This is a genomic window from Lysinibacillus parviboronicapiens (genome assembly GCF_003049575.1).
In the GTDB taxonomy this organism is placed as follows: Bacteria; Bacillota; Bacilli; order Bacillales_A; family Planococcaceae; genus Lysinibacillus; species Lysinibacillus parviboronicapiens.
Window position 1 is genome coordinate 136,084 of the sequence record NZ_PYWI01000006.1, and the last position, 22,658, is coordinate 158,741.

The following is a 22,658-nucleotide window of genomic DNA, read 5'->3' on the forward strand; positions in this document are numbered from 1 at the left end:
GAAATTAGCTCGGAAAGAGGGAGAAGCGCTCAGGTGCCCTGGAAATGCGCTCTGGTAAGAAGGCAAGATTTATTTTAGATAGCGCTATACATCGCATGTCTTTTTGGTGAAAAGGCATTGCTATGTACAGAAAAGCCCTGGTGTGAAAATTGGTATTATCCTCAGTTGTTTTATAGAATAGAAAGTAAGGTGATTGCTAATATAAGGGAGGCGTTGTGGTTGACACAGTTTGACATGAAGGTTATTCCGTTTGAAGCAGTCTATAATTTCCGTGATATGGGTGGCTATCAGACGAAGGATGGACGTACTGTCAAAAAAGGCTTAATCTATCGTTCGGCAGCACTTGGAAAAATGACGATGGCGGATAAAGAACGCTTTGAGACACTAGGTGTGAAAACGATTTTTGATTATCGAGACAAACATGAAGCGCAAAATAATCCTAATCCGACATTTCTAAATGCTAGATATATACAAATCCCTGCAAAAGGGAACCATGCTTTTGAAATGCCTACGAATACTGGCGGGCAAAGTTTTTACAAAGTTGTAAGTCCAGAAATGTTCTGTGATTTTTATGCACAAATGCCCTTTAATAATGCTTCTTTTAAAGAATTAATGGCTACCATTCAAAACCCGGAAAATTTAGGGCTTGTTCATCATTGTGCAGTAGGGAAAGATCGAACAGGTATAGGTGGTGCACTGATTTTATTAGCGTTAGATGTCCCTGAGGAGATTATTATGCAAGATTATTTAGATACGAATGAACTTTTACGCCCGATGGTAGACCGAATGGCGCAGGCGATTCAAAAGGATTTTAATGATCGAGAATTACAGCAGTTCTATGCATTAATGTCTGCCAGAGAAGACTATTTACAAGCAGCGTTCGATGCAATGGAAGTTCGTTATGGCTCAAAAACCGCATTTTTAGAGCAAGAGTTTGGTCTAACTCAAGCCAAACGTGAACAATTACAGGCTAATTGTTTAAATGAATAAGAACCCTTTCACATGAGCCCTGTGAGAGGGTTTTTTTTATGCTCTGCTTTTGTGAGATGCCGGGTTTTTTAGTGAGTTAGGCCACTGACGAACAGGACGACAGATTTTGTCACCCTTCTCACTGAATAAGTCTTTACAGCAGACAAATCTATGATAAGATACAATAGATTTTTATGTAATGTAGAGAGAGAAGTGGAAGTAATTGGCACATACGATTAGAGTGAAAAAAGCGGCCGAACATTTAAGTTTATTTCATTTAACGTGGCCGATTTTTTTAGAAGTTTTTTTATTTATGTTAATGGGGCTAGCTGATACATTTATGCTTAGTGCTTTATCTGATAATGCTGTTTCAGGGGTTGGTGCGGCTAATCAATATATTCATATTGCAATATTAATACTTGAAGTTGTCGGAAATGGCGCTTCGATTGTTGTTTCGCAGTATCTAGGCTCAAAGCGTTACTTCGAAGCAGCGAAGATTTCAGCATTGGCGGTTACCATGAATTTATGCGTAGGGCTCATTATGAGTGTTGTGTTCTTCTTTGGTGCAAGCAAATTAATGTCTATGATGAATTTAACGGGTGAAGTATTGCTTTATGCCCAAAGCTATTTAGTTATTATCGGTAGCTTTATTTTCCTTCAAGCAATTATCAATGCATTAGCAGCGGTAATTCGTGTACATGGTTGGACAAAGCAAACGATGTATGTTTCCCTTGGCATGAACGTGCTTCATGTTGTATTAAATTATGGCTTTATTTTTGGTAATTTAGGTTTACCAGAGTTAGGCGTAAAAGGGGCAGCTATTTCCTCTGTTATCAGCCGTGGACTGGCAGTAATTGCGTTTTTATGGCTGTTGTATCAAGTAATGGAAGTGCGGGTCAAACTAGAATATTATTTCACCTATTCAAAAGAATATGTCCGGAAAATATTAAATATCGGTTTACCGTCAGCTTTTGAGCAGGTATTATATCAGTTCTGCCAAATTATTTTCCTTTACTATGCCACATACTTAGGAGCTGAAACGCTTGCGGCAAGACAATATGCTATGAATATTTCTATGTTTACGTACTTATTTGCTATTGCAATCGGTACAGGGACAGCGATTATCATAGGTCGCAATGTCGGTGCTGGTCAGAAGGATGAGGCATATCATCAACTGTGGTCGAGTGTACGTGCAGCATTTACGTTCACGATAATAATGGTGATAGTAGTGACGTTTTTCCGTACACCACTTATGGGCATTTTTACAGATAATCCAGAAGTTATTGCCATTGGGGCATCTGTCTTAGTGTTGAGTATTTTACTTGAAACTGGGCGTACAATGAATATTGTTATTATTAATTCACTACGTGCCTCAGGAGATGCAAGATTTCCTGTGAAAATTGGTTTCCTGTCAATGGTCTGTATGAGTCTACCGCTTGGCTATTTGTTCGTATTCGTTTTAGATTGGGGATTAGTAGGAATTTGGCTAGCTATTTCAGCAGATGAATGGTTGCGTGCCATCATCGTATACTTTAGATGGAAAAGTAGGAAATGGGAGCGTTTTGCACTCGTTTCACCAACAGAGCAGAAGGAGGCGAATTAAATGAGCGCATTATCAAAACGAGCTGCAGGAGCGGTATTGATGAACAACAATATTACGCTATTTGCTTGTCCAATTTGTAAAGAGTCTATGCGGGTGCATGAACAAGGGCGACTTGAGTGTTCAATGCATCATTCTTTCGATATTGCCAAGCAAGGCTATATTAATATGCTGACACATAGTGCTGCGTCAAAATACAGTAAGGATCTTTTTGAATCTCGCAAAGCTATTATTGATAGTGGTATGTACGATGTACTGGAAGGGAAAATTATAGAACTAATGGCTGCTGCTAAAACAGTGCTGGATACAGGCTGTGGTGAGGGCTCACATTTAGCGCGCATAATGGCACATAGAGAGGGTATAGGCATTGGAATTGATATTGCAAAGGAAGGTATCCTTGCTGCAGCTCGCCATTATCCAGAGCAAATTTGGTGTGTCGGTGACTTAGCGAAGAGTCCATTTGCAAAAACTAGCTTTGAGGCCATATTAAATATTTTATCGCCAGCTAATTATGAGGAATTTAAGCGGCTACTAGTACCTGGCGGATGTGTGATCAAGGTTGTACCACAAAGTGGCTATTTACAAGAGCTTCGCGCGCAGCTATATGCCGATTCAGCTAAGGAAACGTATTCCAATGAACAAACCGTAGAACGATTTAGGGAGAGTTTTGCTGAAGTGATGGTTGAACGTGTTACTTATAAGGTTCCACTTGCTTCAGAGCTTGTTCCTGCACTCCTTGAAATGACACCGATGGGTTGGCATAAGACAGAAGGAACAAGTATTACGCTACGTGAAATTACGATTGATGTTGATGTGTTAGTGGGAAAGGTCTAATTAGTGTATAGGTAATTGCAGTATACTAGTCTTTTCGATTACAATAGTGATAACTATTTAACAAGATAGGAATGAGACAGTGTATAAATTCATAGCAAGCGTCGTCAAGATAATATTAAAGTTAATGGGCTCAAAAGCTCGTGTGTATGAGGAGCAGAACCTACCGAAGGATGGTGGGTTTATTATTGCCTGTACACATACAGGGTATGTTGATATTTTAAACTTAGGTGTTTCGATGTATCCCCGAGAAATTCATTTCATGGCAAAAAAGCAGTTATTTGATATAAAAGGCCTTGGCTGGCTCATCGGGCATTTAAATGCCTTCCCAGTTGATCGTGATAATCCAGGACCGAGTGTCATTAAAATTCCTTCGCAGTTATTGAAAGAGGGGAAAATTGTAGGGATTTTCCCCTCTGGGACACGCAATACAGAAGGTGCTGATTTAAAGCAAGGTGCCATTACGATTGCACAGCTATCAAAAACACAAATCGTCCCAGCCGCTTACGTTGGTGCACGTAATGCTGGCGATGTATTTAAGCGTGGTAAGGGTTATCTAATTTATGGTGAACCATTTTATGTAACCGGTAAGGGTAAAGACGGACGTGAGGAATTTATGCACCATTTAGAGCATGAACTACTTACGCTGACAGAGGAGTTACACAAGCGAATTGCAGCAGAGAAAAAGTAAAAAGTAAGCACTCAAAATCATGTGATTTTGAGTGTTTTGTCATAGGGGGACATTGTAATGATTCGAGTTCTTTTCGTTTGTTTGGGTAATATATGTCGTTCGCCGATGGTTGAAGCAGTAATGCGTGATTTAGTAGAAAAACAACATGTAAGTGAGGTCATTGAAGTGGATTCTGCTGCGACAAGTGCGTGGCATATAGGTGAACCACCGCATCGAGGTACGCAAGATAAGCTTCAAGAGTATGGAATTTCGACACGCGGGATGAAAGGACGTCAATTACAAAAGACAGACTTCGAGCAATTTGATTATATTGTAGGGATGGATGATAGTAATATTCAAAATATCCACTCAATGTTAGGCAATCCACATTCACCAAAGATTTTCCGCTTTTTAGATTTAACAAGTCATCGAAAAGACGTACCAGACCCTTACTATACAGGAGATTTTCAAGAAACCTATGATTTAGCGGTAGAAGGATGTCAGGCATTATTAGAAAAAATTATACAAGAAAATAGATTGTGAAAATGCTATTATTTATTGTAATGTAGCATAAAAGAAGTCTCTGAATGATGAAAAAATTAGTAACTGAAGTTTCAAAAAGTAGTACCTTAAACATTGGTATATCTAGCTTTGTAAGCATCATTGTGTTATTATTTGCAGAGTAAAGATACGATAAGTATTTAATTACCATTTACAGATGTGCCGATGCGCATCTATGATTTTTATAAACTTTATTTTCGAAAGAGAGTGGAAACAATGGGTCGTAAGTGGAACAATATTAAAGAAAAGAAAGCGTCTAAAGACCAAAGCACAAGCCGTGTAAATGCAAAATTCGGTCGCGAAATTTATGTAGCAGCAAAGTCGGGCGAACCAGACCCTGAATCAAACCGCGCCCTTAAAGTTGTCCTTGAACGTGCAAAAACATATAGTGTCCCAAAACACATCATTGAAAAGGCTATTGAAAAAGCGAAAGGCGGGGGCGATGAAAACTTCGACGAATTACGCTATGAAGGTTTTGGCCCAGCCGGTACAATGCTAATCGTGGATGCCTTAACAAACAATGTTAATCGTACAGCTTCAGATGTGCGTGCAGCCTTCGGTAAAAATAACGGAAACATGGGTGTAAGTGGTTCTGTAGCTTATATGTTCGATTCAACAGCTGTTATTGGGTTAGAAGGTAAGTCAGCAGACGAAGTACTTGAGATTTTAATGGAAGCAGATATAGATGCACGTGACATTCTTGAGGAAGACGAAACAGTCATTATTTATGCAGAGCCAGATCAATTCTTTGCTGCTCAAGAAGCACTGAAAGAGGCAGGCGTAGAAGAATTCACAGTAGCTGAGCTTTCCATGTTACCACAAACAGAAGTTACATTAACTGGTGATGATGTAGCCAAATTTGAAAAATTAATTGATGCATTAGAAGATTTAGATGATGTACAAAATGTCTACCATAATGCAGATTTAAGCGAATAATCATTTAATAAATATGATAAACCAGTAGCGATAATGCTACTGGTTTTTAATTAGGGAGGAGAATTGTGCAGACTTTTTTAGCTGTCGTGATATTTTTAGGGACATTATTTTTAGTGATTGTGCAGCCACGTAAAATATCAATTGGTTGGTCTGCATGTATTGGAGCAGCAATTGCGCTTATCGTGGGTGTCGTTACATGGCATGATGTTATGGAGGTAACGGGCATTGTATGGAATGCAACATTAGCGTTTATAGGTATTATTATAATCTCACTTATTTTAGATGAAATTGGTTTTTTTGAATGGGCAGCACTTCATATGGCACGACTTGCGAAAGGTAGTGGGGTTCGCTTATTTATTTATATTGCCTGCCTAGGCGCAATCGTATCAGCTTTATTTGCAAATGACGGCGCAGCGCTCATTTTAACGCCGATTGTGTTGGCGATGGTGCGTAAGCTGAATATGACGGAGAAGATGGTTTTTCCATTTATTATAGCAAGTGGTTTTATTGCAGATACAACATCGCTACCCCTAGTAATTAGCAATTTAACAAATATTGTTTCGGCAGATTATTTTGGTATTGGTTTCATGGAATATGCAATACATATGATAGTGCCAAATTTCTTTTCGTTACTAGCTAGTGTAATCGTGCTTTATGTTTATTTTCGCAAATCGATACCAAAGCATTATTCGTTGGAAGCAGTAGAACAACCAGCAGCAGCCATCCGCGATAGAAAGTTATTTCGTTTCTCCTGGTATGTAATAGCAATTTTACTAATCGGCTTCCTATCGAGTGAGTTTTTAAAAATTCCAGTATCCTTTATTTTATGTGGCGTCGCAGCTATCTTTTTATGGCTAGCACAAAGCAGTCAACAGATAGATACGAAACGAGTTGTAAAAGGTGCACCGTGGAGTATTGTGTTTTTCTCTATTGGCATGTATGTAGTTGTGTATGGATTGAAAAATGTGGGAATGACAGGTTTATTAGCTGGATTACTAGAACATGCCGTTCAGCAGGGATTGGTTGTGGCAACTATAACGATGGGCTTTGTAGCAGCAGTACTGTCGGCAGTAATGAATAATTTACCTACAGTTATGATTGATGCATTAGCCATTGCCGAGACAAGTGCAACGGGTTCCATTAAAAAAGGGCTTATATATGCAAATGTTATTGGTACTAATCTAGGGCCAAAAATGACTCCCATTGGATCCCTTGCTACATTAATATGGCTTCATATATTAGCACAACGAGGCATTAGAATAAGTTGGGGGCAGTTTTTAAAGATAGGTATAATTCTAACTGTACCGACACTTTTGGCTACGTTACTAGCATTGATTGTTTGGTTAGTGATTATAGCGTAGCAGAGCAGGCTGAATGTAGAATAGTCAATAATAAGGCATAACAACTTAGAAAATTAAAACTTTAACCTTACTATTTTGGGCAAGTTTTTTTCAAATGTTCATAATGAAGTAAACGGTAGGCATTCATACATTTAAATTATGATAAACATCAAAAAACTATTTTTCTACAGACCATAACCCTGTAGAAAGATAGTTTTTTTCTAATATATAAAAATGCGCATAATAGCATATTTAGCCAATAAAGCAACTAATTTGCCTATTATTTGTGGTTTACCCATTGTGTTAACTTTGAAACCATACCATAATATAGATTAATACATTTTGTGAACGAAGAGAAAAGGGGTGTAAAGCATGAAATTTTTACGTTCAATACAGGGGAAATTAATTATCATTTCATTAGCACTACTAATAGTGCCAAGCTTAATTATAGGGGTAGTTAGTTATGGGAAAGCAAAAGATGGTATGGAGGGTATTGGAGAGCAAGTTATACAAAATAGCGTTGAATCTGCTTTGCAATTAATTGAACTGGCGAATGAAAGTGTAGAAAAAGGCGACATCCCTCTGGAAGTTGCACAAGAAAGAGTACGTGAAGCATTTCTTGGTCCAAAGGACAGTGAAGGAAAACGGCCGATTAATTACCCAGGTGATTTAGGTGAGTACGGTTATATTTATGTTTTAGATGATAAAGGAACATTAACAACCCATCCTACTCGTGAGGGAGACAATCTTTGGGAAGATCAGGATAGCAGTGGTAAGTATTTCATACGCGAAGTCACTGATAGAGCACTTGAAGGCGGCGGTTTTACACAATATGAGTTTGAATTGCCGGGACAAACAACTTTGGCTGATAAAATAATCTACTCCGAAAAAGATCCTCATTGGGGTTGGATTATTGCATCGGGTACATATATGCAAGATTTTAATAAAGAAGCGTATTCATTATTATTAGTGATTGGACTTACATTATTTGGGGCAGTTATTATTGGAAGTATCATTGTTATCTTAGTTTCTAGACATTTAGCTTTACCAATCGGTCGCTTGTCAAAACGTGTTCGTGAAGTAGCAAAGGGAAATCTAACTGTCGAAATCGAAAATTTACAACGTTCTGATGAAATTGGCCAATTAAATGAAGGCTTCAATGAAATGGTTAAGCAATTAAAAACATTAATTACAGATGTTGAAGAATCGATTGTAGAAATACAAGCAACTTCTTCTAACCTTACAGCGGTGGCAGAGGAAACAAATGCATATGGTGATGAAATCGTAAAAGCAATTAATGAGGTATCAAGTGGCGCGGTGCAGCAGGCCTCAGATGCTGAGGATACGAACCGCACAGCTCTTGATTTTGCACAGCAAATCGTCGTTTTACATGATAAAAACACATCCATGTTAAATTCATCACAACTGATGAAGCAATCCAATGTGGATGGTTTAGCAAACTTAAATCGTTTGAAGGAAAAATCATTGGAATCGTCAGCACTAATAAGTAATGTACAAACTGTATTTGATAGCCTGATTGTAAAGGTAAGAGAAATTGAAGGTATTGTCGGAACAATAAATGAAATTTCTGATCAGACGAACCTTTTGGCGTTAAATGCATCGATTGAAGCGGCTCGTGCCGGTGAACATGGTAAGGGTTTTGCCGTAGTTGCAGAGGAAGTACGTAAACTTGCGGATCAAACATCTGTAGCGACAGAATTGGTGCGTACAACATTACGGGGGATTGAAAGTGAAACAAATCTAGTGACAGGCGAAATGCACAAAACCAATTCCATTGTTCAAGAACAAAATGATTCGGTGGCGATTACAGAATCATCATTCAAGGAAATTGAGTTAGCGGTTGAAAAAATTATTTCGGCCATAGAGGAAATGGCAACTGGCGTAGAATATTTGAATCATTCGAAGGATGAAATCATGCATTCCATTGAAAGCATTGCCCATATCAGTGAGAAAAACGCGGGCACATCAGAGGAAGTAACTGCCTCTGTTGACGAGCAACAGCGAGCAATTCAACTTGTGAGTGAATCCTCCAATGACTTAACTGATGAAATCGCGGCATTACAAGAATCTATTAAGCGCTTTATATTACGATAACTGAATTGGATGTTTGTACAGAAGTAATACTTTGTACAAGCATCCTTTTTCATCGTAGCGCGTTGATAGAAGTAAGGGGTGATGCATATGAAGAAGTGGATAATAAGGATAGCGATTCTACTATTCTGCATTAGTGGTGGGATTTATATATGGCTGGGAGAGGACATAAAGCATGGTGCACAACCACTAGCAAATGGGACAGCTACATATATGATTGTGCTTGGCGCCAAGGTAAAACCAAATGGAGTTCCCTCACTAGCTTTAAGAAATAGATTAGAGGAATCGATCGACTATTTAACGAAGTATCCACATGTGAAGGTGATTGTTTCAGGTGGACAAGGATCTGATGAAGACAGAACAGAGGCCTCTGTTATGCTCGATTATTTAGTACAAAGGGGTATCCCCGCTGAACGTATTTTGGTAGAAGATCAATCGACATCAACATACGAAAATTTACTATTTTCAAAGGAGTTATTACCAGAGGCGACAAAGCAAATTACGATCGTTTCGAATGATTTTCATTTGCAACGGGCGAAATATCTAGCAAAATCTTTAGGCTTTGAGGTAGATGTTGTTGTCGCAAAAACACCTAAATCTGTTGAAACTAAGCTAAGAATACGGGAAAGAGCAGCGCTATTAAAAACATATATTTTGGGCTACTAAAGGTAAATTTTGTTTCTTAATCCGATGTATTTGGCATATAATAGAAATATCACCGTGTATACGATAGAAAGAGGGGACTTCTATGACAACGTTTAAAGATTATGAATATCAACGTCCGAATGTGGAGGCATTAAAAGAGCAACAATTAGCTTTAATTAAGCAATTCAAAGATGCTCAAACTGTAGAGGAACAAAGTAATCTTATAGAGAAATTAAATAAGCTAAGTAAAGACTATGCGACCATGGCAAACTTAGTTTATATTCGCGCGTCCATTGATACGAATGATGAATTTTATCAGGCGGAACGCGATTATTTTGACGAGGTCGGCCCAGAGCTAGAAGAAGTCACTACAGAATATTATAAAGCGTTAGTTGCTTCACCATTACGCGAACAATTAGAAGAAAAGTGGGGACAACAGCTATTCGATTTAGCTTCCTACCAAATTAAGGGCTTTTCTCCGAATGTCATCGATTTAATGCAAAAAGAAAATAAATTGGTTTCTGAATATAATAAGCTAGTTGCCTCAGCGCAAATTGAATTTAATGGTGAAACATTAACACTTGCACAGCTTGGTCCATACGCTGAATCGACTGATCGTGCCATGCGTAAAGCTGCAACAGATGCACGTTTTGGATTTTTTGCAGAGCATGAAGCGGAATTTGACCGCTTATATGATGAACTAGTAAAGGTACGTCACGAAATCGCTGTGAAGCTTGGCTATAAAAATTATGTTGAACTTGGCTATATACGCATGAACCGTATTGATTATGATGCGAATATGGTAAAGAAATTCCGAGATCAGGTGCGTGATTTAATCGTACCCGTTGCAACTAAACTTTTTGAACGCCAAGCAAAACGTATCGGCATCTCTGATTTTAAATTCTATGATGAAAATTTAAATTTCTTAACAGGTAATGCTACCCCGAAGGGTGATCCAGAGTGGATTGTTGCCAATGGCAAGAAAATGTACGAAGAATTATCAAGCGAAACAGGTGAATTCTTCAACTTTATGATTGATAATGATTTAATGGATTTAGTGGCAAAGAAGGGCAAAGAAAGTGGCGGTTATTGTACATTTATTGAAAATTATCATGCACCGTTTATCTTCTCGAATTTCAATGGAACATCTGGAGATATCGATGTATTAACACATGAGGCTGGACATGCCTTCCAGGTGTATTCAAGCCGTAATATTGGCATTCCTGAATATTTATGGCCTACATTTGAATCTTGTGAAATTCACTCTATGAGTATGGAATTCTTTACGTGGCCATGGATGGAATTATTCTTCAAGGAAGACACAGAGAAATACAAATTCACACATTTAAGCAGTGGTCTTTTATTCCTTCCTTATGGGGTTGCCGTTGATGAGTTCCAGCATGTTATTTACGAAAATCCTGAGATGACACCAGCAGAGCGTAAGGCAGTATGGAAGAAAATTGAGGAAACCTATTTACCGCATCGCGATTATGACGGCAATAGCTATCTAGAAGTAGGAGGTATCTGGCAGCGTCAAGCACATATTTATGCAAGTCCATTCTATTATATTGACTACACATTAGCGCAAATTTGTGCATTCCAATTCTGGAAACGCTCGCGTGAAGAATTTGCTGCAGCTTGGAAAGACTATATTCATTTATGTGGTTTAGGCGGTTCAATGTCCTTTACTAAGCTTGTGAAGGAAGCTGGATTGATCTCACCATTTGAGGATGGCTGTGTGGAATCGGTAATTGGTGATATTGAAGACTATTTAAATTCAGTCGACGATACAAAATTATAGTTTGGGTTGGAGAATGTCCTAAATGGATGCAGTGCTCCCAAATAATGATTGAATATATATCTTGAAAGAATTTCGCGATATTCTTGCGGGACAACGTGTGAGACCCGCAGATGCTTTAGCATCTGTAGGGCCTTACGAATCCCCGCGGAAAGAAAGCGGAATTTTTTTGTGAACACCTAATATGGTCAACTAGTAAAAGGGCTTGTCTCATACATAGTGACAGGAGCGAGGACAGTCATAGCTCATACTGTTTTTGATGATTAAAAAGTAAGGAATCTGCAAAATTCCTGCGCATCGTATTTGCGTAGCAAGAATAAGTGTTATCATCTAGATGGAGTGGAAATCTGCTGTATAAACATATTATTTGGCGATATGAATTATTTGCTGAAAAAGTTAATACTAGGATACTTGCGAAATGGTTAATATATAAGTAGTATTTTCAGTAACTGTGATAAAAGGAAGTGACTTAGAGTGACGAGGAAAGTCTGGTTTCAGGTTGGAGTAGGAATTTTACTAGCTCTATTAATTGCGAAATATTTTATAGAAATACATTGGATTTTTTCACCGCTCGCTATTATTCTAAAAACTATTTTTATACCGTTGTTATTAGGTGGCGTTTTATTTTATGTGACAGAGCCAATACAGCGATTTTTAGAGAAGCGCAGATGGCCTAGGTGGGCAAGTATACTGACGATTGTCGTTGGCCTCATTGCACTTGTTGGTGGTTTTGGCTTGATTATTGGGAGTCCGATTGCGACACAGGTAAATAATCTTGTGAAAAGTGCGCCTATGATTGGAGCAAGCATTCAAGATGCATCGGAATATGTATTACGAAACAAGGAAAATTTTCCCCCGCAATTAACATCCTTTATTAATCATGTGGCAAATTCTGTGCAAGATATTGCCGTAGTGGCAAGTAAAGGGCTTGTTACGTTCTTACAATCGATTGTATCCGCTTCGTTATTGGCAATCTTAATTCCATTCTTCTTCATTTTTATGTTGAAGGATCATGAGAAACTTGCGCCTTCGATTTATAAGTATTTTAGTGGTGAACGTCGTGAATGGGTGAAAAAAACGTTAAGTGAAATTGACGATGTTTTACGTAGTTATATTCAAGGGCAACTACAAATTAGTTTCTTATTGGCTTTAATTATGTATGTTGGGTTTTTAATTATTGGTTTAGAGTATTCGTTACTACTCGTGATCTTTGCTTTCTTTATGAATATGATTCCGTTTATTGGACCTTGGATTGCATTGGCACCAGCAGTTGTTGTGGCAGTTATACAAGATCCCATGCTAGTTGTTTGGGTATGTGTAGTTACGCTTGTTGCACAGCAAATCGATAGCAATTTTATTACGCCAAATGTGATGGGGAAATCGCTTGATATACATCCATTAACAGTCATTACAATTATTTTAGCGGCAGGAAATATTGCAGGATTTATCGGGATTATTATTGCCGTACCGTTTTATGCGGTAATGAAGGTAATCGTGTCTAATATCTATGATGAACGAAATGCGATAAAGAAAAAGGCTACTAAGTCTGTATAGGGGTCGAAATAAAATGGAGCAAGAAATCGTTAAAGTTTTTAATGAACAGTACGAAGAAATTGGAACAGCTACGCGAGCAGAAGTACATGAAAAGGGTTTATGGCATGAGACGTTTCACTGCTGGCTTGTAAATAAGGATTATATTTATTTTCAAATTCGTAGCTCTCAAAAGAAAGATTACCCTGGATTGCTTGATATCACTGCGGCAGGACACCTATTAGCGCTTGAGACAGTTGAAGCAGGGATTCGCGAGGTAAAGGAAGAGCTAGGGCTTGATATTAATATTCAAGAAGTTGTGAGGATGGGCATGACGTCTTGTAGCATTGTATCTGAAAAGATGATTGACAATGAATTTTGTCATGTTTACTTGTATCCATTTGAACATGATTGGGAGTCTTTTGAGTTGCAATATGAGGAAGTGTCAGGTGTCGTAAGAGCGAGACTTGATGAGGCAGAATCATTCTTCTTGGGAGAAACCGTAACACTTAATATCGAGGGCTATGAATACTTTCCTGATGGACAACGAGGTAGAGTTGTACGACCTGTCAGTACAGCGCAATTTGTACCGTACCGAGAGCTCTATGTTGCACAAGTTATTCAATTCGCTAAAAATGAGATGTTTAAATAGCGCTAAAAACCTTTACTAATAGTAGGGCAGGCCCATAACAAGGTTTGTGCTACTATTTTTTAAAACGTAGAAGTGGATGGGATGTTGGGGTTTCTAGTATTTAAGCGCATATAAATTGCACGAAATAGCAAATACATTTAATGTCCATGGTAATATAGTTTCTAGTCGTGCAGTAAGGAAACGTTAACACCATGTTTAAAAACAGCTATATGTTGACCATAACTTTTATAGTACGATATAACAGCTAAAATAAGTTATACTGTAAGGTAGATTGATAGAAAAGGAGCATTTTTATATGCTAACATTTGAACAAAAACAAGCAGTTATAGAAACATTTCCGGAACTAAAAAGGAAGGAAATTTCATTAAAGCGTGTCAATTATCATTTTAACGATAGCCTTTACGAAAAGACGATTGTTGTAGAAAAACTACATCCAAACGGCAACGGCTTTGTCTTTGTAGGAGATTTACTGCGTTATGAAAACGAAGTAAATGACAAAGGTCTTGTGAATATTCGCGATTACGATGAGCAGCAGCTTCGAGAGATTATTGAAGACGCCATTCAATATTTAGCCGAGGAGCAAGAAGAGGAAAAGCCTACAATTGAACTATGGAGCAATCGTGAAGGTGATAAATTAGAGCTTGCTTTTGAGCAACGTTCTTGGAATATTTATCATGGCGAAAATTTAGAGGAAGCCTTTGGCACATACGATGCAGCGAAGGAATATTTACTGGAAGAGGGCTTTCGTAAAAAGAACTGAGTAAGACGGGGGAACTTTCGATGAATGGGAAAAAATTAGTGGGAATTGTTATTGTTGTTGTTTTAGTTGCATGTTTGTTTTCAATTATTACGATTACCAATTTTTACAAAAACAATGAAGAACAGCCAAATAGTGAAAATCGAGAAATTAATAAGTCAAAGAGCTTGAATTTAATTTTGCCACAGGCTACAATTATCTCGAATTCAAGATAATTGAGAGGTGGTCTGTTTTATGCAGCACGTTTTTCATAAAGGAACCGACGAAAAAAAACTAACGTTATTACTTTTACATGGTACAGGTGGTAACGAGCAAAGCTTAATTGGCCTTGCAAAGGAAATTGATGAGACAGCGAATATCTTAAGTGTCCGTGGAAATGTTCTGGAAAATGGAATGCCACGCTTTTTCCGCCGTCTAGCAGAAGGTGTTTTCGATATAGAGGATTTGATTTTCCGTACACAAGAATTACATGATTTTTTGGCTGAGGCTGCGGAACAGTATGGCTTTGATCGTAAACGAATAGTAGCTATTGGTTATTCAAATGGTGCGAATATCGCAGCGAGCTTGCTATTCCATTATGAGGATACATTAGCTGGTGCAATCTTGCATCATCCTATGGTACCTAGACGAGATATTGATTTGCCGGTATTACCTTTGACTCCCGTGTTTATTGCTGCGGGTACGAATGATCCGATGTGTACAGCGCAGGAATCTGAAGACTTGGAGACGTTGTTGTCTGCTGCCGGAGCCAATGTCATAACGAAATGGTTTAATTACGGTCACCAATTAACAATGCCTGAAGTAGAAGCGGCAAGGGAATGGTATGAAGTTAATTTTACTGAAGCCTAAAAGTGCTATTGATTATAGCTAGAAGTTATTAAAAAACCGAGGACATCTAAGTCCTCGGTTTTTTTATGCTTCACTTAGTCTTATTATTTATTTTTTTTAGCAAATGGTAGCCACCAATTCCAATCTCCAAATAGCTTCATGAGACTTGGCACTAGCATAAGACGAATGATTGTTGCATCTATGGCAACTGCTATTGCAATTCCGACCCCAATTTGTTTCACTGGCATAACATCTGTGAAAGCAAATGCACCGGTAATGACAATCATAATGAGCGCAGCAGAAGTAATAATACGGCTAGTAGATGTCAGCCCATCAATTGTTGCTCGGGTATTATCTGAGCCCTTCAGATACTCCTCTTGAATCCGTGATATTAAAAAGACTTCATAGTCCATACTCAAGCCAAATACAAGACAAAATACGATTACAGGAATAATAAGGACGATAGAAGCGGCCTCTAATCCAAAATGACCGTATTGGAAAATATACACGAGTATCCCGAATGCTGAAGATAACCCAATAATATTCATAATAATCGCTTTGATTGGAATTAAAATAGAACGGAAAGCGAGCATTAAGATAAAGAAAGTTGACACGATAATTATCGATACAGCTAAGAAGATTTTATTGGCTATTTCATCAAAAATTTCCTGGTTAAATTTCGCTTGTCCGCCAAGTGCAAAATCAACGCCTAAATCTTTATCCATCCACGTTCTAGCAAAATCTTGGGCAGCGGCTGATGAACCAGCAACATTTAATGTAATAGGGATAAACAATTGTGTATCCTTTGAAAAAGTATTAAGGATTGCAGTTAATTGTTGTGCTGTTTGCGGAATTTCTAGCGATGCGGATAATTCCTCTGGTGTTTTTATATTGGCAGTAGTATAAATCGTCGATACTTTATCGACAAGCGGATCATCGAGTAGCTTTTCTTGCATCGTGTATATAATGTTTCTCGCCTCGCCATCATTCCAGCCTTCCTTGCGCTCTGCAAGTAAGTATAAAGTGGAAGTGTCGCCAAGACCAAATGTATCATCCAACTTGTCATATGCTGCACGTGCATCGTATTTTGTTGGCAAGGAATCTACCTGTGGGATTGTCAATCGAATATCCTTTAGTGGGATCATACCAATCCCAAGTAAAAGTAAGGCCACAATAACGATAGTTACTGGACGTTTCATCACGAAGCCTGCAAAGCCACGCCAGCGATTCGTCCCCCCTGGCTTCACACGTAGTATACGCCATTTGTTTAAACGATCCCCTAATAACATCATTGTGGCTGGTAATAACGTTAGTCCGGAAATCACTGCAAGTAACACAACGATTGTGCCACCGAGTGCGATATTATGAAAAATTTCTACGTCAATGACAATCATTGCACCAAGCCCAATCATTACACAAACGGCTGAAAATATAATTGAACGGCCTGCAGTTTGAATAGCTGTTTGGATAGCTTGAGCATTGCTGGCATGTCCTCGTTCTTCGCGATAACGATTGATAAATAGTAACGCAAAATCAATGCTTAATGCGAGTCCTAACATTGGAACAATGTTTAATACGAAGATGGATAAATTAACATTACCACTTAGTAAAGTCAGAATGCCAAAAGCTGTGACCACGGTAACGACACCAATGAGTATTGGCAGTATTGCAGCTACAACAGTCCCAAAAGCAAGTAGTAGCACGACAATAGCAATCGGAAGACCAATGGCTTCAGCTGATGCTAAATCTTTTTGACTAGCCGCATTAATATCCTCCGAAATAACTGGGCCACCAGTTATACTGACTCCTTCATCCTCTATTAATGAACGAACTTCTTTTACGACTTCAGGTAGATTCTCAACATTATTGTTAAAATGGACCATCGCATAGGCAATGCCATCCTTTTGCAAAGTAACATCTTCTAATGGTGACTGAATAGAATGAATATCTTCAATCGCGTCTAACTTGTGCAATGTATCTTGTATTTTTTTATCTTCTGCGGGATCAAAGACCACTAAAACTGTATCAGTAGGTAAATCAAATGTTTTTGCTAGCTCATTTGTTACATAGGTATGGTCAGCTTCGACAAAAAAACCATCCCCTTGGAGTTTACTTGGAAGCTGTATTGCAAACACTACCATTACAATGAAAAGAATAAGCCATATAGCAACGATAGCCTTCGCATGAGCGGTGATGAATTTTGAGAAAGTTTTCATATTGAATATGTATCCCCCTTTTTAAACTAGTGTAAAGGAAGTGTCACATTTTGTCGCGTGATCAAAAAAAGAAGCAATTGAAGCTGTAAGGAAAACAAAAAAATGAAAACACTAGGCCAATTGCATTGGTCTAATGTTGGCCTCAAGTGTGATGTGAAAATCAGAAAAGATTAGTTGGAACGATACATTGGAGCATTAAGAAATTTCTCGGTAGTTGTCCTGTGATTGGAAAGGAGGGAAAATGTGTTAGAAGTTAAGACAAGACAAAAAATAAAAAGCTCAACACGTTTTTGGATTGTAGGGTACTTAATCGCTTGTCTAATTGGTTGCATTGGAAGTTACCTGGTCTTTTTATGTTTATGGTCTTTATATGGTGTACCACACATGATGTTTGCTTTACTGGCTATAAGTAGTGGCGGGATCATGAGTTTTATTTTAACTATTTTTTCCATAGGAAGAATTCTTGAAAAATACTTAGACTGACCTAATGGTGAGTCTCTTTTATTTATAAGTGGAGTTTTCGTGAATAAAGCCAATGGAAAATTAATAGAGCTTATACTTTCTGAATTTGCAGGCAAAGCACAAGCTGTAAGTACATCAAAACAATAGAAATTGTCTCAGATATCTTTGAGACAATTCTTTACTTTTGGGTCGTATAATTTTAAATATCTGGTCAAATTCTATAAATCTTAAACAACTTGATGAAGTTCTGAATCCGAAATAAACAATAATAACCCTAAATAGATCTGGTAAGATTTGATATGCTCCCCTCTGACAGGCATAAAAATGTTTATCTAAGGGGAGTATTATTTGATGTAAGTAAAAACTCCTGCCCATGAAGGAACAGGAGTCTTAAAACATCCAATGGAGATTTTAATTTTATTGAGCAGGCGTTTAGACGCATATTCAATAAAATTAAAAGAATAGTGATAAGCAGAAATAAATAATAGCTGCCATCACAGCTGAAATTGGCATTGTGATAATCCATGTAGTCACAATTTTACGTGCCATGCCCCAGTTAACACCGCGAACTCGTTGTGCTGAACCAACACCCATGATAGATGAGGAAATCACGTGTGTTGTGGATACTGGTAAATGAATTAAAGTAGCGCCGAAAATAACTGTTGCGGAAGCTAAGTCTGCTGCCACACCGTTAACTGGACGGATTTTCATGATTTTACCGCCAACTGTTTTAATAATTTTATAACCACCAATAGAAGTACCAAGACCCATAGCGGTTGCAGCTGCAGCTCGAATCCAGAAGGGAATTTCGTCACCAGTGTGCAAGCCACCTGCGATTAACGCCATCGTCATAATACCCATCGCTTTTTGTGCATCGTTTGTACCGTGTGTAAACGATTGAATTGCGGCAGTAAAAATTTGCATTGTACGAAAACCTTTATTTGTACGGTACAAATTTAAGTTTTTAAACAGTAATTTAAACAGTGTCATCATAAGAAAACCAGCGCAAATGGCAATGAGTGGCGAAAGCACTAATGCCGTTATGATTTTTGTAAAGCCACCATAGTTAAGTACATTGAAGCCGGCAGATGCAATAGCAGCACCAGCAATTGAACCGATTAACGTATGAGAAGAGCTTGAAGGTATGCCAAAATACCATGTAAGTAAATTCCAAATAATAGCCGAGATTAACGCCGCTAAGATAACGACAGACCCTGTTGTGTCACCTTGAAAGGCATTTAAAGCAAACGGATCTACAATGTCTTTTGTAAGAGCCTTTGCTACACCTACGAAGGTAATAGCACCGATGAAGTTCATCGTAGCAGCCATAATAATTGCCACACGTGGTGGTAATGCTCTAGTGGAAACCGAAGTAGCGATAGCATTTGCTGTATCATGGAAACCATTGATAAAGTCAAATGTTAGGGCAAAGATGACGACCAGTACGGTTAGTATAATAATTGTGTCCATTGTAAGTGCCCAGCTCCTAATTACGCGTTACGCATGATAATTGTTTCCATTGTGTTGGCAACGTTTTGACAATAATCAGCGATATCTTCTAGTTGTTCATAAATATCTTTAAACTTAATAATTCGGATTGGATCTTTTTCATTTAAAAACAATTGCTTAATAGAAGTACGTTGCACTTCATCACATTCGCGCTCATAGTCTTTAATTAAAATGGCATGTGGGCGCATTCCAATAAGGTTCTTTTTCTTTAACTCTTCAGTTGCTTTAACAATTTCGTCGGCACTTTTAGAAATATAGCCTAGGAAAATACGCATAGATTCGTCAACTTCTGTCAATGAGAACATTTCAAAGTGAGCGATACAATGCTCCGTACCATCTAACACATCATCCATACGAATTGCAAACTCTAAAATATCCTCGCGTTCGATAGGTGTCATAAATGATTTGTTTAGCATCACGATGAGCTCATGAATGAGTTTATCGCCAGCTGTTTCGTAATTTTTCATTGTAATGCTAATCTCTTTCAAGTCAGCTACACTGTTAATCCGAAAATCATTTGCGTAATGTACGGCCTCTCTCATATTCTCAGCAATTTTATGCAGTGCAACAAAGAAAGGGTCTTGTTTTTTTGAGTTAAGCATGTAAATCGAATCCTCCTGGATGTATATAAAATAATCGACCTTTAAACTTTACTATCATAACAAAATCTTTAGTTTATCTACATAAAATTCATCTAATCTCCATAAAACTTTACATTCCCGTAATATACAATTTGTTCACATATTTGATCAATTTCTATTGTGTTCATTTTAATAGATACAGAAAAAAGGCTGTGAAATAACGTTTTATTTTAAAATATGTAGCTGTTTAGTACAGATAAAAGATGTGTGTTTCAGAGTTTTTCACACTTATTCGAGGTTCAATTGTAAAGGTATTGTAAATGCAGTCTGTTTATTATGAATGTTCCTGTTTTCTTAAGAATATCTTCATTTTTATCCTTCCCGATTATTAAGAATTTTTTTTTACAATGGAGAAAGAGTGAGGAAGGAGCGTTAAACGATAATGATTCAAGTCGAGAATTTACAACATACATTTTTAATAGGTAAGAAGGGCAAGGAAAAACGTGTGCCAGTTTTAAAAGGCGTAAACTTCGAAGTGAAGCAAGGTGAGATTGTTGCTATTGTTGGCAAAAGTGGCTCTGGTAAATCAACTTTGCTACAAGTTCTGGCAGGGTTTATGAAATCAGAACAAGGCTCCATAAAGGTTAATGGACAGGAAACCGCGAAGCTTACGGAAACGGAGAGTGCAGCATTTCGATTACAACAGTTCGGATTTATCTTTCAAAACTTTCAACTGATGCCAGGTTTAACTGCGTATGAAAATATCGAGTTACCATTGAAATTACAGGGTACTGGCAAGGCCGTACGAAAAGAAAAAGTAAAAAAAATAATGGGCAAGGTCGGACTAGCTGAGGTAGCAGACCATTACCCAAATGAATTATCAGGTGGTCAGCAACAGCGTGTGAGTATCGCAAGAGCTTTGATTACAAATCCACCTATCTTGCTAGCAGATGAGCCGACAGGGAGTCTAGATTCGGAAACAGAGCAGGATATTTTATTACTCATACAAAGCTTGAACCGTGAATATGGCTTAACCTTTGTCATTATTACGCACGATGAAGAAGTAGCGACAATTGCACATCGACGTTTCCGTATGTATGATGGCGAGCTTGTAAAGGAGGAGGTGTAACATGCTATTTAAGGACCAATTAGACTTTGTCACACAACATATTAAGAAAAATAAATTACGCGTTTTTATGACGGTGTTAGCTGCTACAATGGGTTGTGCATTTTTGATTGTATTAGCCTCCGTAGGTTTTGGCTTACAAGATTCCATTCGCAATGAAATACTATCAGATGAAAAGGTTACGAAAATTCAAGTATATGGTGACGGGCAATTTACAGACGAGCAAATTGCTGAGATTAAAGCATTCGAGCATGTTGAAACGGTACTTGAAACTGTTATGGTCAATGCGAGCGCACACTCATTTTTTAAGGATCGTGATACAAACTCCAATTTATTTATAACGGATATGCATGATTTTGAGAAAGTAACGGGCAAACTTGCAGAAGGAACGTATCCGACAAAGCCAAATGAAATCATTGTGGGGTATCACTTCGCCCAAACATTATTAAATGAAGCTGAACGTGATGTGATTCAAGAAAAAAATAAAAAAGCAGAAGCAGACGGAACATATTACGACGGCAATGAGGAAGGATATAAAGACTCTTTAATTGGTAAAGAGCTCGAAATGTCTTTATTGTCTCATACTTCTGAAGCGACTGAGACTGAAAAAATGAAATATACTATTGTCGGCGTGACTAAAAAACCTTCTTATGATTGGATGATTGATAATTCGGTTTATATGGATACAGAACAACAAGCAGTATTAGCAGCGAATATGTCAGCAGCAGGTGATGTAAAAGACGATGAAATGTTCTCTTCTGAATTTAATATTTTTGCAGACAGTATGGAAAACGTAAAACCGATTTTAGAAAAGCTAAAGGACAAAGGCTATAGTGTTTTCTCTGTAACTGAACAATTAGAGCAGATGGACGTATTTTTCCTTGTATTGAAGATTGGGTTGATATTTGTTGGGACGATTGCGGTATTAATTGCTTCGATTGGTATTTTCAATACAATGACGATGGCTGTTACGGAGCGTACACGTGAAATTGGTGTATTAAAGGCAATCGGCGCTAGTCCAAAACTTATTCAACGTTTGTTCTTAATGGAAAGCACGTTTATCGGGATTTTTGGAACATTGATGGCTGTAGTGATTTCGTATGGCATCAGCTTCGCGGCAAATGCAGTATTACCATTAATTTTAAAAGCAGCAACAGGGGAAGAAGCATTTGGTACGAACGACATTACGTTTTCACTTATTCCGTGGCAGCTTGTTATTATTGCATCAGCTATCAGTATTGGTGTAGCAATGATTTCAGGCTACAGACCAGCACGTAAGGCTACGAAAATAGATGTCATTCAAGCATTGCGACAAGAGCTATAATTTTTTAATGACGTGTTATTAATTTGGAATCTATCTATGTTAGCACGTAAAAACCCGAGACAAAATCTTGTCTCGGGTTTTCTAGTGTGCGCCCGGCATGCGTATGAACTATAGGGTGCAAGTCCCGAACCCCGAAGACAGAAGTAGAGGTTAGCCAAGAGCAAGGGTGTCCGTGGCGACGCGGAATCTGAAGGAAACTGGAGGCAAAACA

At 38.0% G+C, this 22,658-nt stretch carries 21 protein-coding genes; 18 read left to right on the plus strand and 3 right to left on the minus strand.

Annotation, left to right across the window (positions count from 1 at the left end; translation table 11 throughout):
• Positions 1–234 precede the first annotated feature (234 nt).
• From C9J35_RS07955 to C9J35_RS08025, 15 genes are all read left to right on the plus strand, one after another.
• On the plus strand, positions 235–990 hold the full coding sequence (locus tag C9J35_RS07955) for a tyrosine-protein phosphatase (RefSeq protein WP_193767038.1): 756 nt from the start codon (positions 235–237) through the stop codon (positions 988–990).
• A gap of 202 nt (positions 991–1,192) precedes the next feature.
• Entirely contained in the window at positions 1,193–2,572 is a 1,380-nt protein-coding gene (locus C9J35_RS07960) for an MATE family efflux transporter (protein ID WP_201262050.1), read from the plus strand.
• The gene (locus tag C9J35_RS07965) at positions 2,573–3,403 is read left to right on the plus strand and encodes a putative RNA methyltransferase (RefSeq protein WP_054768330.1); all 831 of its coding nucleotides are present in this window, start codon (positions 2,573–2,575) and stop codon (positions 3,401–3,403) included.
• Between the two features lie 79 nt (positions 3,404–3,482).
• Positions 3,483–4,091, plus strand: a complete 609-nt coding sequence (locus C9J35_RS07970; RefSeq protein WP_107924085.1) for a lysophospholipid acyltransferase family protein — start codon at positions 3,483–3,485, stop codon at positions 4,089–4,091.
• A 57-nt stretch (positions 4,092–4,148) separates the two neighbouring features.
• Positions 4,149–4,613: a low molecular weight protein-tyrosine-phosphatase gene (locus C9J35_RS07975; protein WP_107924086.1), complete on the plus strand. Its 465-nt coding sequence runs from the start codon at positions 4,149–4,151 to the stop codon at positions 4,611–4,613.
• A gap of 234 nt (positions 4,614–4,847) precedes the next feature.
• Positions 4,848–5,567 carry a YebC/PmpR family DNA-binding transcriptional regulator gene (locus tag C9J35_RS07980; protein WP_054768332.1) on the plus strand — a complete coding sequence of 240 codons (720 nt, stop codon included), beginning with the start codon at positions 4,848–4,850 and terminating at the stop codon, positions 5,565–5,567.
• Between the two features lie 65 nt (positions 5,568–5,632).
• The gene (locus tag C9J35_RS07985) at positions 5,633–6,928 is read left to right on the plus strand and encodes an arsenic transporter (RefSeq protein WP_107924087.1); all 1,296 of its coding nucleotides are present in this window, start codon (positions 5,633–5,635) and stop codon (positions 6,926–6,928) included.
• A gap of 351 nt (positions 6,929–7,279) precedes the next feature.
• Entirely contained in the window at positions 7,280–9,022 is a 1,743-nt protein-coding gene (locus C9J35_RS07990) for a methyl-accepting chemotaxis protein (RefSeq protein WP_107924088.1), read from the plus strand.
• An 87-nt stretch (positions 9,023–9,109) separates the two neighbouring features.
• Positions 9,110–9,685 (plus strand): YdcF family protein, encoded by a 576-nt coding sequence (locus tag C9J35_RS07995; RefSeq protein WP_054768333.1) that lies wholly within the window; start codon positions 9,110–9,112, stop codon positions 9,683–9,685.
• An 82-nt stretch (positions 9,686–9,767) separates the two neighbouring features.
• The gene (locus C9J35_RS08000) at positions 9,768–11,465 is read left to right on the plus strand and encodes a M3 family oligoendopeptidase (RefSeq protein WP_107924089.1); all 1,698 of its coding nucleotides are present in this window, start codon (positions 9,768–9,770) and stop codon (positions 11,463–11,465) included.
• 471 nt (positions 11,466–11,936) lie between these two features.
• On the plus strand, positions 11,937–13,016 hold the full coding sequence (locus C9J35_RS08005) for an AI-2E family transporter (protein ID WP_107924090.1): 1,080 nt from the start codon (positions 11,937–11,939) through the stop codon (positions 13,014–13,016).
• Between the two features lie 13 nt (positions 13,017–13,029).
• Positions 13,030–13,644: an NUDIX hydrolase gene (locus tag C9J35_RS08010; protein ID WP_054768334.1), complete on the plus strand. Its 615-nt coding sequence runs from the start codon at positions 13,030–13,032 to the stop codon at positions 13,642–13,644.
• Positions 13,645–13,939: 295 nt separating this feature from the next.
• A complete protein-coding gene (locus C9J35_RS08015; protein ID WP_054768335.1) occupies positions 13,940–14,404 on the plus strand; it encodes a hypothetical protein in 465 nt (154 codons plus the stop codon).
• 20 nt (positions 14,405–14,424) lie between these two features.
• Entirely contained in the window at positions 14,425–14,616 is a 192-nt protein-coding gene (locus C9J35_RS08020; RefSeq protein ID WP_107924091.1) for a hypothetical protein, read from the plus strand.
• Positions 14,617–14,635: 19 nt separating this feature from the next.
• The gene (locus C9J35_RS08025) at positions 14,636–15,250 is read left to right on the plus strand and encodes an alpha/beta hydrolase (RefSeq protein ID WP_107924092.1); all 615 of its coding nucleotides are present in this window, start codon (positions 14,636–14,638) and stop codon (positions 15,248–15,250) included.
• Positions 15,251–15,333: 83 nt separating this feature from the next.
• Here the strand turns inward: C9J35_RS08025 and C9J35_RS08030 are convergent, their stop codons facing one another.
• Positions 15,334–17,445 carry an MMPL family transporter gene (locus tag C9J35_RS08030; protein WP_107924093.1) on the minus strand — a complete coding sequence of 704 codons (2,112 nt, stop codon included), beginning with the start codon at positions 17,443–17,445 and terminating at the stop codon, positions 15,334–15,336.
• A 243-nt stretch (positions 17,446–17,688) separates the two neighbouring features.
• Between C9J35_RS08030 and C9J35_RS08035 the strand changes: the two genes are divergently transcribed.
• A complete protein-coding gene (locus C9J35_RS08035) occupies positions 17,689–17,928 on the plus strand; it encodes a hypothetical protein (protein WP_107924094.1) in 240 nt (79 codons plus the stop codon).
• Between the two features lie 432 nt (positions 17,929–18,360).
• On the opposite strand, the gene C9J35_RS08040 is transcribed toward C9J35_RS08035, so the two are convergent.
• Positions 18,361–19,377 (minus strand): inorganic phosphate transporter, encoded by a 1,017-nt coding sequence (locus C9J35_RS08040; protein WP_054768337.1) that lies wholly within the window; start codon positions 19,375–19,377, stop codon positions 18,361–18,363.
• Positions 19,378–19,397: 20 nt separating this feature from the next.
• On the minus strand, positions 19,398–20,018 hold the full coding sequence (locus C9J35_RS08045) for a DUF47 domain-containing protein (protein ID WP_010860388.1): 621 nt from the start codon (positions 20,016–20,018) through the stop codon (positions 19,398–19,400).
• A 421-nt stretch (positions 20,019–20,439) separates the two neighbouring features.
• Between C9J35_RS08045 and C9J35_RS08050 the strand changes: the two genes are divergently transcribed.
• Both C9J35_RS08050 and C9J35_RS08055 read left to right on the plus strand, forming a co-directional pair.
• Complete coding sequence (locus tag C9J35_RS08050; protein ID WP_054768339.1) at positions 20,440–21,126, plus strand: ABC transporter ATP-binding protein; 687 nt, start codon at positions 20,440–20,442, stop codon at positions 21,124–21,126.
• Position 21,127: 1 nt separating this feature from the next.
• Entirely contained in the window at positions 21,128–22,447 is a 1,320-nt protein-coding gene (locus C9J35_RS08055) for an ABC transporter permease (RefSeq protein ID WP_107924095.1), read from the plus strand.
• Positions 22,448–22,658 lie beyond the last annotated feature (211 nt).